Annotated in this window: 11 protein-coding genes; 4 read left to right on the top strand and 7 right to left on the bottom strand. The window is 48.8% G+C overall.

The window, feature by feature from the left end:
- Positions 1–44: 44 nt before the first annotated feature.
- The 5 genes from ureC to BMX45_RS20020 all read right to left on the bottom strand — a co-directional run bounded on the left by ureC (position 45) and on the right by BMX45_RS20020 (position 6331).
- Entirely contained in the window at positions 45–1757 is a 1713-nt protein-coding gene (gene ureC / locus BMX45_RS20040; RefSeq protein ID WP_090911209.1) for an urease subunit alpha, read from the bottom strand.
- Positions 1754–2398 (bottom strand): urease subunit gamma, encoded by a 645-nt coding sequence (gene ureA / locus BMX45_RS20035; RefSeq protein ID WP_090911208.1) that lies wholly within the window; start codon positions 2396–2398, stop codon positions 1754–1756. The genes ureC and ureA overlap by 4 nt, the downstream gene beginning before the upstream one ends.
- Before the next feature lie 235 nt (positions 2399–2633).
- On the bottom strand, positions 2634–3743 hold the full coding sequence (locus BMX45_RS20030; RefSeq protein WP_090911207.1) for a Ger(x)C family spore germination protein: 1110 nt from the start codon (positions 3741–3743) through the stop codon (positions 2634–2636).
- Positions 3737–4825 carry a GerAB/ArcD/ProY family transporter gene (locus tag BMX45_RS20025; RefSeq protein ID WP_090911206.1) on the bottom strand — a complete coding sequence of 363 codons (1089 nt, stop codon included), beginning with the start codon at positions 4823–4825 and terminating at the stop codon, positions 3737–3739. The genes BMX45_RS20030 and BMX45_RS20025 overlap by 7 nt, the downstream gene beginning before the upstream one ends.
- A 6-nt stretch (positions 4826–4831) precedes the next feature.
- Positions 4832–6331, bottom strand: a complete 1500-nt coding sequence (locus BMX45_RS20020; RefSeq protein WP_254778147.1) for a spore germination protein — start codon at positions 6329–6331, stop codon at positions 4832–4834.
- 159 nt (positions 6332–6490) lie between these two features.
- On the opposite strand from BMX45_RS20020, the gene BMX45_RS20015 reads away from it, so the two are divergent.
- The 4 genes from BMX45_RS20015 (at position 6491) to BMX45_RS20000 (ending at position 11506) form a co-directional block, all read left to right on the top strand.
- Positions 6491–7273: a DUF3889 domain-containing protein gene (locus tag BMX45_RS20015; protein ID WP_090911204.1), complete on the top strand. Its 783-nt coding sequence runs from the start codon at positions 6491–6493 to the stop codon at positions 7271–7273.
- 180 nt (positions 7274–7453) lie between these two features.
- Positions 7454–9016 (top strand): ATP-binding protein, encoded by a 1563-nt coding sequence (locus BMX45_RS20010; RefSeq protein WP_090911203.1) that lies wholly within the window; start codon positions 7454–7456, stop codon positions 9014–9016.
- A 128-nt stretch (positions 9017–9144) separates the two neighbouring features.
- Positions 9145–10395 (top strand): multidrug effflux MFS transporter, encoded by a 1251-nt coding sequence (locus BMX45_RS20005; protein ID WP_090911202.1) that lies wholly within the window; start codon positions 9145–9147, stop codon positions 10393–10395.
- A gap of 187 nt (positions 10396–10582) precedes the next feature.
- Positions 10583–11506, top strand: a complete 924-nt coding sequence (locus BMX45_RS20000) for a VanW family protein (RefSeq protein WP_254778160.1) — start codon at positions 10583–10585, stop codon at positions 11504–11506.
- Here BMX45_RS20000 and BMX45_RS19995 read toward each other — a convergent pair.
- Positions 11503–12324, bottom strand: coding sequence for a cytochrome c oxidase assembly protein (locus tag BMX45_RS19995; protein ID WP_090911200.1), 822 nt, complete (start codon positions 12322–12324; stop codon positions 11503–11505). The two genes, BMX45_RS20000 and BMX45_RS19995, sit on opposite strands and share 4 nt — an antisense overlap.
- Before the next feature lies 1 nt (position 12325).
- Positions 12326–12820 carry a DUF2243 domain-containing protein gene (locus BMX45_RS19990; RefSeq protein WP_090911199.1) on the bottom strand — a complete coding sequence of 165 codons (495 nt, stop codon included), beginning with the start codon at positions 12818–12820 and terminating at the stop codon, positions 12326–12328.
- Positions 12821–12871: the final 51 nt, after the last annotated feature.

The raw sequence follows: 12871 nt of genomic DNA, 5'->3' as shown, positions 1-12871 counted from the left end.
ATTATAGCTGGAGTTTCTTATTAAGGTTGCAAGGAACTTGATCATTATACCAGGAAATAGCGCTGGGATAACGGCAGATGAGACGATGGGGCGCTTGTCAGCTTCTCGCCGTTAACGGTTACGGCGTAGGTCGCCGGATCGACCATGATTTCCGGCGTCTCCCCATTATGAACAAGATCCGCCTTTCTCACGGTTCGGCAGTTCCGGACAGGCAGGAGCTGCTTCCTCAAGCCCAGTGGATCCAGCGTCCCTAATTGCAGGGAGGCTTGCGAAACGAAGGTGGCGCATAGCGCTGCTTGTGCGCCACCATAGCTGCCAAACATCGGCCGGTACATATACGGCTGCGGTGTAGCGATGGAAGCGTTGGGATCTCCCATGACGGCATGGACAATCATGCCGCTCTTCAGCACGATCTCCGGTTTAGCTCCGAAGAAGGCGGGTTTCCACAGTACGAGATCGGCCATTTTTCCTACCTCGACGGAACCGACATAATCGGATATCCCATGGGTCATGGCCGGGTTAATGGTATATTTGGCGATATATCGCTTGATGCGGAAATTGTCCGACTTGGAATCCGGCCCGAGCGGACCGCGCTGCTGTTTCATTTTGTCGGCCGTTTGCCATGTGCGGATTGCGACCTCACCAACCCGTCCCATCGCCTGCGAATCGGAACTGGTCATGCTGATCGCCCCGATGTCATGCAATATATCTTCCGCCCCGATCGTCTCCGCACGAATCCGTGACGCTGCGAAGGCAACATCCTCGGGAATACGCGGATCCAGATGATGGCAGATCATCAGCATATCCAGATGCTCGTCAACCGTATTCACCGTATAAGGCATGGTCGGACTGGTCGAGGAGGGGAGGACATTCGGCATGGAAGCAACCCGCAGCAGATCCGGCGCGTGACCGCCACCCGCACCTTCGGTATGGTAAGTATGAATCGCCCGGTCGTTAAAGGAGCGCAGGCTGTCTTCAACATAACCGGCTTCATTCAACGTGTCGGTATGAATGTTGACTTGTACATCCAGTTCTTCGGCAACGCTCAGGCACTTGTCGATGACGTAGGGCGTGCTGCCCCAGTCTTCGTGGATTTTGAGTCCAGCCGCCCCTGCCTGGACTTGTTCGGCCAGCGCTTCCGGACGACTGCTGTTTCCGCGTCCCAGAAAAACCATATTGATCGGCAGTGCATCGGTCGCTTGCAGCATTCGCTGCAGGTTCCATACCCCCGACGTACAATTGGTTGCCAATGTGCCTGTTGCGGGCCCGGTGCCTCCGCCAACGAATGTAGTGACTCCGCTCTGGAGCGCGATTTCGACTTGCTGCGGACTGATGAAATGCACATGCGAATCCACGCCGCCGGCCGTTACGATCAAGTTCTCTCCGGAAATAACTTCCGTGCCCACGCCGATGATCATGCCGTCGGTGACACCATCCATCATAAGCGGATTTCCTGCTTTTCCGATACCGCTAATGTATCCGTCTTTAATCCCGATGTCCGCTTTCACAATTCCCCAGGTATCCACAATGATAGCGTTCGTAATGACGAGATCCAGTGCCCCTTCCGCGCGGGTAGCGAGCGGATGCTGCCCCATGCCGTCACGTATCACTTTACCGCCGCCGAAGACGCATTCATCCCCATAAACGGTATAATCCTTTTCAATCTCAAGCCAGAGGGAGGTGTCGGCAAGCCTGACCCGATCCCCTGTCGTAGGTCCATACATGCTGGCATAAGTCGCGCGGTCGATTGTTGTCATAAGCTCACCATCCCATTGGTTTTTCCGTTCGTCAGACCTGCAAAACCGTGAATTTCCTGGCTCCCGCCAATTTGAACAAGCGTCACCTTCGTGATTTCTCCGGGCTCGAATCTTGCCGACAAACCGGAGGCGATATCGAGCCTGTATCCTTGCGTTCCGTTACGTTCGAATATTAAGGCGGGATTGCATTCGTAAAAATGGAAGTGCGACCCTACTTGAATCGGACGGTCGCCGCTATTTGTAACCTCACGCGTAATGCGGGGCCGATCAGGCACCAGCTGAATCGGCTCGTCTCGCAGGTCGTATTCACCGGCAATAATGCCGGAAGAGGTTGGTGTGCCTTGAATCGGGTCATGAACGCTGACCAGCTTGGTGCCATCCACAAAGGTAGCTTCGACTTGAACTTCCCTGAGGAGATGGGCAACGCCGTCCATCACTTGATCCGCGGACAGCACATGACGGGCTTCCTCCATTAATTCGGCTACGGACTTACCATCACGAGCTCCCTCGACAACAAAACCTGAAATGAGTGCGGCCGCTTCCGGGTAGTTTAACTTCAACCCGCGGTCTAATCGTTTCTGTGCTAATTCCATTGCCAGAAAAAGCATTAATTTGTCTCTCTCCTGGTAAGTTAAATGCATCCTAGCCACTCCTTTTGCATTCAATTGTGTTAATAATCATAACATTAATTGTACAGAGTTTCGACTACCATGCTGCTTAATGGTGTTTATTTTGGATAAATGTAGCATTAGACAAAGAAATAGTCAATATTAATGTTATAATATATGACATTAATATTACAAATTTATCGAACCCTCAAAAGAAACGATTTTTTTCAGTCAATAAAAAAGACCCCGAAAGGGGTCATACCAAGCATTATCTAAATTTCCCGTAATCTTTGATATGGACGTCAATCACGCATTCGACCTGCAGCTTTTGCAATTCTTGCCGCCAATCCATCTTTTTCCATTGCTCATAGCCAATCCGGTTACGGACGTACCTACCGATTCCGAGACTATCGACCTGATGCTGTTTCATCATCGAGATCATGGCATTTCCTTTTTTCGTAATATATTTGCTGATTCGCTGCTCCAGCTCATGCCGTTCGCGGTCATTGCTTAATCTGGCATCGCCGATGTATTCCAGAACGGACCCGGAAACCTTGACGTAAAACATCACTTTGTCAATGCCCTGGTCTCCGCGCACGACCTTGACTTTTCGTGAGCTGATCAATGAACTGAACATGACGACTTCTTTCTTGTCCTTAGGATCCTCCGACAGATCAATGTTAAGTTGACCTTCTCTGAACTTGCCCTTCAGAAAGGAGAAAATCAATGCATCCTGCGGCTCGATCTTGGCAACATAGCGATCATCTTTAAATAACGCAATTCCATTCGTCGTAATGTAGTTCTTGTCATGCTTCTTAATTATCGGAGCAACCGGATCAACGCCCTGATCGAAATAATCCCTGGCAAAGTTAAATAGCGTTACCTTGGGAATGGTCTGACCGAGTGCTTCCTTTTCTAACAGCATGTCGATATACCGTCCTGTTCGCGGATGCTGTTTGTAATCGTCTATTAACAGTTCGCCGGCATTTCCTTCAACCACGCTTATTTTTACCTGAGACGATATGGAAGGATCCCTATACAAGGTATCCAGATGTCCGTGCAGCCCGTGTTCCGCCATCGAACGCCCGAACAGTACGTTCCGCAATTGCCCGCTTACCAGCAGCATGCTGGTTTGTCTGGACATGATCATCTTTGCTTCTTTGCTGCTCTTGGCCATTGCCGTCAGCACTTCCCGTTTGGCGGAAGTTTCCGGATCCGCTTGCGGAATGGAGACTGAAATGGCTAAATTGCCATCCGGCAGAATATCATAGCTGGTCGTCTGGATGAACCCCAGATCTTCCAGGATGCGTTGATCGCCGCAGCCTGCCAGAGGAAGGATGCATAAGAGTAGGAACAAGCATGCATATTTTTTTAACATTGCGCATCACGCTGCCTTTTTCTGCGCTGCCACAGGAGCAGCATAATTAGTATCAACGGCATGATGTAAGCAAACCCGATTTGGATGTAACCCAGAAACAGAAGCCACTCCCGGATTCGGTTCAATACGGCGGGTATGTAGGATATCAGCAGTGCTGCAAGAATGATAAAGAAATACTGCACATTCATCTTGATTTTTGGAAAGACACGTTGGGTGCTTTCGCCCGCTGCCCAGAAATAAAGCACTAGCGTAATGAGGGTCGTGAACAGGAAGAAGCCGTAAAAAAGATTCTCGATTCGCTCGATAAACGGAAGTTTGATATACGCCAGCAAATCCAGTAACGGGAACAGCATGATCTTCAGCATATCGCTGCCAACGACGCCAAACGAAACAAAGCCGAGGAGGGTATAGGATACCGAACGTATCAAATTTCCGTAGATGACGGCCCTGAACAATTTGGTTTTCTTATCGGTATAGGGAAACAACAGTAAGCATAACTCATAACCCAAGTATGCCAAATAGATTTGAAACATTCCTTCCAACACGTTGGAACTATCTTTAAATATATAGGGGGTTAATCTTTCAATACGAAATTCCCCTGCATAATACAGCAGCAGCAAACTCATCCAAATGGTACACCAAAAAAAGACCGTGGAAGCTTTGGAGATATTGTACAATCCCTTGGTCAGCAGCATGAAAGCAAGGATATCGATCGCTATTTTGAATACCATCGGGTTGGTTGTCGGGAATGCAAACATCTGAAAGATCAGCACGTACTGCTTGGCCACGAGACAGCCGATTAAAGCCCATACCGTACTGATCGCCAGATAGAAGGGGGCTAGTATGAATTTGGGGATGCTTTTCTCCAATATGTCGAATATCGACTGTCCTTCGCCCAGCCGGTACACCCAGTACATCTGATAAATGTTCAGACAGACCAGGATGGAAGCCGGGATCGTAATGAGCCAGCCGTTTGTACCAAAATATTGAGCTTCCACCTGCGTAATGCTGAATACGTAGACCCCCGTTTGAATCATGTAGATGAGGATCGCAGTATGAAATTGGGATAGTTTTTCCTTCAAGTTGCCTCACCTTTTCATTTTTAATTTGACCTTGTTTTTGGCTTTGACTTGCGTAGGCCGCTTGGCCAATGTGGAAAAGGGAAGCCTTAGAAATACGTCTTTCCAGTCATAAGGCTCGAATGGTGCGATGGGTGTTAGATAGGAGGAGCCGACACTCGTCAAGCCGCTTAAGTGAATGACCATATAGGCCAAGCCAAGCGCTAGTCCCATATTCCCCCACAAACCGGCCAATACGATAAGCCCGAAACGGAACAAGCGAAAAGATGCGCTCATCACATAATTCGGGATGACAAAGGAAGCGATGGCCGAAGAGGCGACGGAGATGATCAGAATATTACTGGTTAATCCGGCTTGCACTGCCGCCTGGCCGATGACGATACCGCCTACGATACCGATAGTCTGTCCAATCTTGGTAGGCAGCCTGGCCCCGGCCTCTCGCAGCAGCTCGATCGTCGTCTCCATGAGCAGCGCTTCGAAAATGGGAGGAAACGGCACTTTGCTTCTGGACTCCGTCAGCGTAAGGATCAGATTCTCGGGAATCATTTCATAGTGAAACGAGGTAACCGAGACATATAGGGCGGTCAACGTCACTGTTATCAAGAGGGCTGCAAACCTTAAGAACAAGGTCGCCGTACCAATGCTCCACCTCTGGTAATAATCGTCGGAAGACGAGAAAAATTCAAAAAAGTTGGCGGGCGCGCTAAACGCAGTGGGACTTCCGTCCATAATTCCAACGACTCGTCCCGAAACCAGCTTGGAGGCAATGGTATCCGGCCGCTCTGAGGTCAAATATTGCGCAAAAATCGAGTACGGATCATCGTCAATGCACTGGATCAACATGTTTGTATCGTGAATGGCATCAATCTCTATAGCCTCGACCCGCTTTATTACTTCTTTGACGTATTTCTCATTCGCGATGTCCTGGATATACAGAACATAGATATCCGATTTCGTAACTTCGCCGACAGAAAGTTTGATGACCTTGAGATGAGAACTTTGCACTCTCTTCCGGATCAAAGACAGATTCGTATAGGCTTGTTCGGTAAATGCTTCGTGCGGTCCGATAATAATGGATTCCGTTTCGGATTCAGCCACCGTCCGGGATGTCGGGAAAATAACATCGATCATGAAAGCTTGATCTTCATAATAAAACGCGGCCATACCGCTAAGAATACCTTCCACATAGGTCTTCGAATCCGTTACATGCTCATATTGGGACTGCTCCGTCAACAAATCTAGCGGGTTGTCGGTATTCAAAATGGGAGGAAGCAGATCCCGTTCCAACCGATCCTCATTGACCAAATGACTGAAATACATAACATGAAGGCGCCCATGAAGATAGATTTTATGGACAAAGTCGGCCGAATCGTCAAATTGATCCACGACATGCTTCAGCGTCAGCGAAACTTCTTCCTGGGGGTTGGGATCCTGTTGATTATATAGAGATGTGCCGGTTTCAGAATGCTCATGAGTGACCACAAAAATAGATTTTAATATCTGCTTCATCCCCACGCGTACTCACCTCGAATCTCATGCATAGTCCGTCACAGTGTGTGTATTTTTCAAGGGAATTATCCAACGAATCCCAAAATGGGAATAAGAAGAGCGCCAGCGGGAATCTTAGACTCAGGCAAGTCTGCCAATCTTTCTAGGAGGAGGAGTAACATGCTGGGCACCCTTTTATTCGCTAGCATTTTGTCGCTCGGGATCACACCCGTTGCTGATCAAGTGACTATGGAATCTTCGGATTTTCCGTTTCAGCAGGCTATTTTTGAAAGCGGTGCCGAGCTTGCGGAGGAAGCAATAAGGGCTTGCGAGAAGCGTTTCGGCAGAGAAATCCATCTCCCGCCGCAAATGCCTGCCGTAGCTTTTACGCATCGATATGGTCGTTGTTATGGCACGCATGCCGGACTTGACGAGCATTTGGAGATCCACTATCGAAACGAATTCAAACCCGAGAACGACTACAGGATCGAGTTATATCCCCTTGAAAATAGACAGCAGCTGGAACACTTATCGTTTCAAGCATTAAAATTGACAGAGCAGACAGCTGCTAAATACTACAGGGGTCCGCTCAATACGCTGCAGCTGTTGGTATTTGAAAAGGCGGATTGGCAATATCTCTTAACTACAGCAAATCAGTCTTCCACAGAAATCGGACAGCGAGAACTGACCGAAATTGCACAGTCTTTGATTCATGCCGTGAACGGAAAAGAGCCTGCCTTCGCCAAGTGGGGGACCTTAGCCGTGACCGAAACGAAGCGTAAATATGATATGGACGTCGTGGACTACCTGTATATGGGCAGAACCAAGATATCCAGTGTTTTGGCGGAGGAGAAGTTCAAGTTGTGGCTTAAGAAAGGGAATCTTGAAATCGGGGTGTATGTTACGGTTTCGTATCATCCGGTAACCGACCGGATTCTATCGATTCGGTATGAGGAAATTTAGCTGAAAATAGCAATTGACAGCAGAATAACGGCATTTTTTGCAAAAATAGAGGGCAGCTTTGTTGAAAGTCATGTTTTCCTGCTGTTCAGACGCATATATATGGTGTACCATATTTGGTGGAACTTGCCTCTTTGATTTCTGCAATATGCGCCAGTAATAGCGATTTAGGAGTGATTTGCTGTGTCGTTCGTAGTCCTTAAGCTCCTATTTGTTCCCTTGATATCGGTTTTTATCATGGTGTCGTCGGTTTATCTCGGTTATCAAACGTCCATTCCTTTGATGCTGCTCACGGCAACTTTATTGTACGTATCCGTCGTTTTTGATCGTAAGTACGAATGGCTTCGTTATGTTGAATTTCTGTTCCTTGGGGCGTTTCACTATGTGAGTCAATTAAACTGGTGTATCCTGCTGTATTACATACTGATCATCAATATTATTCATAAAAAAGAACATTTTAAGGAAACGATGCCGCTCTGCTTCCTGATCATTCTTCAGTATTCTTTAATCCGTCTGACTTACGTGCCGTTTACGAAATACAATGTTCTGGTCTCCGTGTTTGATTGTTTGGCTTCCTTTGTGATTGTGATTTCATTCCACTTTGTAAACTTTCTGGAATCAGAGAAGAAGAATTTATATAAGCAGAATGATTACTTAACGTACCATGATGCATTAACCGGTCTATTGAATTATGATGGGTATTTGCATAAAGTCCAGCAGCTCATTGAGGTCAACAAGCCGTTTCAGCTGGTGCTGCTTGATATCAACAACTTTAAATCGTTAAATGCGAAGGACATTTCCACCGCAAATGAGATACTGATCAGATTCTCGCGTGCTTTGCGGAGATTGTTCCTGAACGATATGCTGGCCGCCTCGCGCTATGCAGGAGACCGCTTCGCCGTACTGCTTCCGGAGCATGTCAACATCGACAGTACCATGTTCAATTTTGAGCACATCGGCGTACAGGTGACGTATAGCATTACTTGCTACCCGCATGAAGCATTAACGTATCAGGAGATCATCAGTACGGCGGAGGACCGGATTTTCCAGATGCGCCGCAATTCCTGGATGAGAAGCCAGGAGGAGATGATCCGAACGGAAAAAATGAAGATGGTGGGGGAGCTCGCTGCCGGAATGGCCCACGAGATACGCAATCCGCTGACTTCGATTAAAGGCTTTATACAGCTTTCCAAAAATCAAAGTTATAATATACAACCCTGGTACGAGGTTATCATGGGAGAAATCACGCGGGTAGGGGAGCTGACGGCTGAATTTTTACATTTTTCAAAGCCGCATGTCAGCAATATGAGGGTTGAGTCCCTATCGGATTGCATGACGCGCGTTTACTCCTTATGTGAATCCGAAGCGGCTTCGCACGGACATGTGTTTCTGCTCGACTTAAGCGATGAACCGATCCAAATCGTGATGGACCGGGACAAGATCATTCAGGTACTGATCAATCTGATCCGTAATTCGTTCCAGGCGATGGAAAACACCGGTTCCGTTCGAATCTCGCTTAAAGCAGAAGAGGAGATGGCCGTTGTTCAGATCGAGGATACTGGCAAAGGGATCGCCGATGAAAATTTAGCCAAAATTTTCGATCCGTTCTATACGACCAAGGAAGAAGGAACAGGACTCGGGTTGTCCCTGTGCCAGAAAATTGTAGAAGATCATGGCGGGAGAATTACGGTACATAGCGAACTGGGCATTGGCACAACGTTTACTTTGCGCATCCCGCTGGCCTAGTAAAAATGGATGGTAATATACAAAAAAATAACCTATGATAGGATAGTTGCTTGGCAGCCAAGAAGGATTGCCAGCATCATATCATCTACGCATCAATGTGTTTCAAGAGAAAGGAAGTATCCGTCAGTATGTCGATTTCCACCAAAGAAACCGGTTCAGCTATGGTCGTGACTCGCGGAAAGAGACTCCAGTTTGCCTTGATTCTCGGATCCCTATCGGCATTTGGACCACTCTCCGTTGACATGTATTTACCTGCACTGCCTAAACTTTCGGAAAGTTTAGGGTCGCCGGCATCGTTAGCCCAATTAAGCTTGACGGCATTTTTGCTCGGACTGGCGCTTGGACAGCTCGTAGCCGGGCCGCTCAGCGATATACGGGGGAGAAAAGCACCGCTGATTATATCCCTGATTATTTATTCAGTAACCTCCTTACTGTGCGCATTTGCACCGTCGATTTGGGTTCTGGTTGCGCTCCGCTTCGTGCAGGGAGCAAGCGGAGCAGCCGGCATCGTCATATCCAGGGCGGTCGTGCGCGATTTATACACCGGCTCGGAGCTGACCAAATTTTTCACGTTGCTGATGCTAATTAACGGATTGGCTCCGATTATCGCTCCTGTATTCGGAGCCTTTATTCTGAACTTTGTGTCTTGGCGCGGCGTATTCGTCGTCCTGTTTCTGACCGGATTGCTGATGCTGCTTGCCGTATGGTGTGGTCTGCCGGAAACGTTGAACCGGGAGAATAGGGCCAACGGCGGGATCAGGCAAACCTTTCAAACCTTTGGAACGCTGGTTCGGGATCGCGTGTTTATCGGATATGCGCTCTCCCAAGCGTTCGTATCGGCCGCGATGTTCGCGTATATCTCGGGATCGCCCTTCGTACTGCAGGATATCTTCGGGGTGTCTCCTCAAATGTACAGCCTATTCTTTGCCGTTAATGGGGTTGGTATCGTCCTGTTCTCCCAAATTACCGGCAGATTGGTTTCCCGCACAGGAGAAACCAGACTCCTGACGACGGGACTTCTTATTGCAGTCTTTGGCGGCACATCGCTGCTTGCCATTACATGGCTTGGCGGCGGACTGTTTCTCATAGCCCCGATGCTGTTTCTGATCGTCTCGGCCGTAGGGATGGTTAGCGCAACGACAACATCACTGGCGATGCAGAAGCAGGAAGCCCATACCTCAGGCAGCGCATCTGCATTGCTCGGCTTGCTGCCTTTGCTCTTAGGCGCCGCCGCCAGCCCTCTTGTCGGGCTTGGAGACGGAACGACGGCAGCTCCGATGGGCACCGTCATCGGGATCGCGGAATTACTGGCCGTCAGCTCGTTTTTGTTTCTCGTCATGCCTATTAGCCGCAGGAAAGAGACACAAGCCTCTTTATAAAATTGTACTTATGTCATGAACCCGCACAAAGAATGTGCGGGTTTCTTTTTTGGTTAAGAAAACAATTTGAATGATTTACCTAGAATGCAATCATAATACCAAAGAGATGTGTAAACGGGCATAGCAGGAAAAACGCACGAAGACGAGGAAAACACAAAGATAAAGCAGGTGAACCCACTTGAAATGGATGTCGGTCATTAGCCTACTGTTCATGCTCCTGCAAGGGACTGAACCGGAGAACGACAATTTAACGATTACCCAGGAAGGCAAAGTCATGGAAAGCGTGAATCGAAGCGAACATGCGCTTGATGTGTTCCCGCTGCTGGATATGGACAAATACGATCAATGGGTGGATAAACTTGATCGCAAGACCTATATGGAGGCCCGAAATGCCAAGATTGGCAGCAGCGGCCAGATCGTTCCGGGTCAGAACGGCCATCGTCTGGACCGCCGCAAGCTATTGGAGCTATACTACTCGTATTGGTACGGCACCGGGGCTTCTTCCATCGAAGCGCCGAGGTATCCGATATATCCGAAAGTGGATACCGAGCTGCTGGCTTCCATTCGCGTCAAGCCGATCGGCTACTATGTAACCTATTTTAATTCCAATAACAAAAATCGTTCCCATAACATCTCGTTGGCTGCTCAAGCGATTGACAGCGCAGTCGTATTCCCCGGGGAAACGTTCTCGTTCAATGAGGTCGTCGGCATGAGAACGGTGGACAGGGGTTACAAACGTGCCGGCGTGATCGTAAGAGGCGAATTGTCCGAAGGAGTGGGAGGCGGAATCTGTCAGGTTTCTTCGACTCTGTATAATGCGATTGACCGTGCAGGTTTGCAGATTGTGAAGCGCTACTCTCACAGCCGGAACGTCCCTTACGTGCTGCCTGGACGTGACGCGACGGTTAGCTGGGGAGGCCCGGACTTTGTTTTTGAGAACGCCTATAATCAACCCATACTCATTCGGGCATTCGGGAACGGGGGAAGAATGACTGTAGCCATATACTCTTCGGAACTCATTGAATATAAGCCGCGCAATGTACCGAGCATATCCAACAGCCTGCCGGAGGAGACCAGTGACACCAAGCATAATCCGGTAAGCGGCGATTAATCCGAGATTGGATGAAACGATGCCGATCGCGGACGGGACGACCTATACCATTGCATACACAACCACAACACGAGAACAAGATCCACGGCATCGCCGCCGTAATACATCAGCATTCCACCAAGCTTTGCCTGCTCGGAAGGGACGCCGTCGGGCGGATGGGCATATAAGTATTTGGAGAGTATCCCGTGTCCCGCCATGGCAATGATCAGGATGAACGCACGAAGCCGAAAGCTTCGGCGGTAGGGAACCACATCCACGCAGATCAAAGAAACCGTAAATAGATATCCGGCTGCAAACACATGAAAATGAACGGCTATATGAAGAATTAGGCTAGAATGCATGGCCGTGAACAACCCGGTGGTGTAGAGGATCCATAAGCCGCCGATATTCAACAAAGCGGCCACCAATGGATGTGAGATACAGTGGACGAGCTTGCTCTTAAGCAATCGGCTTATCTTTCTAGCGAACAGCACGTTGATTGACCGAAGCAGAAGCGTCATTGGAGCAGAAAACGCAATCAGCAGTGGCCCAAGCATGCCGAGCAGCAGATGCCCAAGCATATGCATCGGGAAATTCGCAGGGGCAAGCCGGGCCAACGGGCCAGCCAGCGACAAACCTATGCAGTTCAATCCCGCAATCCAGCAAACATAACGATGGGCAGGCCATATGCGGTGGCGTCGGTTGGAAACCGCAGCAGCTGTCCAATAGAGCAGAATTAGGCCAGCGAGGAAGAAACTCAAAATCCATTCCCAAGGGTGCCATAGAGTAGCGCCTTCGAACATTCCGGCACCATGATGATGAAACGAATGGCTACTCATCTTAGGATGCGGCCTTCCGGGAAGGAACGCGGTTTCGAGTTCGTACAATGAGTATGATGCCAGCGATGATCATGCCGGCAGCAATCAGATTCCAGACCCAATCATAGGGTCTTATTACGACGTTATAACGAATCTGATGCAGTCGCATCCACTTGTGTTGGATGATGCCGTCGTAAAGCTGGAAAGCGCCACCGCCTAACAGAATGCCTCCAATCCATCGTTTAGCCCAAAACGCGTTTCTTCGGTGCAGATCGGCAATCAGAAACGTGGAGCCAATGGTAGCAAACCAGCTGAACGCATGAAACAGACCATCAGAGACAAGGCCGATATCGCTTGTAGACTTATCGTAGAAATGATGCCAATGCAGCAATTGGTGAAATACCACCTCATCGATAAATCCGACCAGCCCTAACCCGAACAAGATGCCGGCCCATAGGTTGCGTTCGGCGTAGTTTGAGCGCTGTGGTTGATTTTCATAGGTTTTAGAAGACTTCATTCGTCTCATCCTCTTCCGTTATAAAATTCTGAAGTCCATCGTTTTACAGAG

This window comes from Paenibacillus sp. cl141a (assembly GCF_900109305.1).
Classification (GTDB): domain Bacteria; phylum Bacillota; class Bacilli; order Paenibacillales; family Paenibacillaceae; genus Paenibacillus_AQ; species Paenibacillus_AQ lautus_A.
The sequence above is the reverse complement of the archived record's forward strand: the minus strand, read 5'-3'. Positions and strand labels throughout refer to the sequence as shown.

Bases quoted from the DNA above. Each gene is read 5' to 3' on its own strand.
- ureC (WP_090911209.1), bottom strand. From the start codon at position 1,757: ATGACAACAATCGACCGCGCGACTTATGCCAGCATGTATGGACCTACG.
- ureA (WP_090911208.1), bottom strand. From the start codon at position 2,398: ATGCATTTAACTTACCAGGAGAGAGACAAATTAATGCTTTTTCTGGCA.
- BMX45_RS20030 (WP_090911207.1), bottom strand. From the start codon at position 3,743: ATGTTAAAAAAATATGCATGCTTGTTCCTACTCTTATGCATCCTTCCT.
- BMX45_RS20020 (WP_254778147.1), bottom strand. From the start codon at position 6,331: ATGAAGCAGATATTAAAATCTATTTTTGTGGTCACTCATGAGCATTCT.
- BMX45_RS20015 (WP_090911204.1), top strand. From the start codon at position 6,491: ATGCTGGGCACCCTTTTATTCGCTAGCATTTTGTCGCTCGGGATCACA.
- BMX45_RS20005 (WP_090911202.1), top strand. From the start codon at position 9,145: ATGTCGATTTCCACCAAAGAAACCGGTTCAGCTATGGTCGTGACTCGC.
- BMX45_RS20000 (WP_254778160.1), top strand. From the start codon at position 10,583: ATGTCGGTCATTAGCCTACTGTTCATGCTCCTGCAAGGGACTGAACCG.
- BMX45_RS19995 (WP_090911200.1), bottom strand. From the start codon at position 12,324: ATGAGTAGCCATTCGTTTCATCATCATGGTGCCGGAATGTTCGAAGGC.
- BMX45_RS19990 (WP_090911199.1), bottom strand. From the start codon at position 12,820: ATGAAGTCTTCTAAAACCTATGAAAATCAACCACAGCGCTCAAACTAC.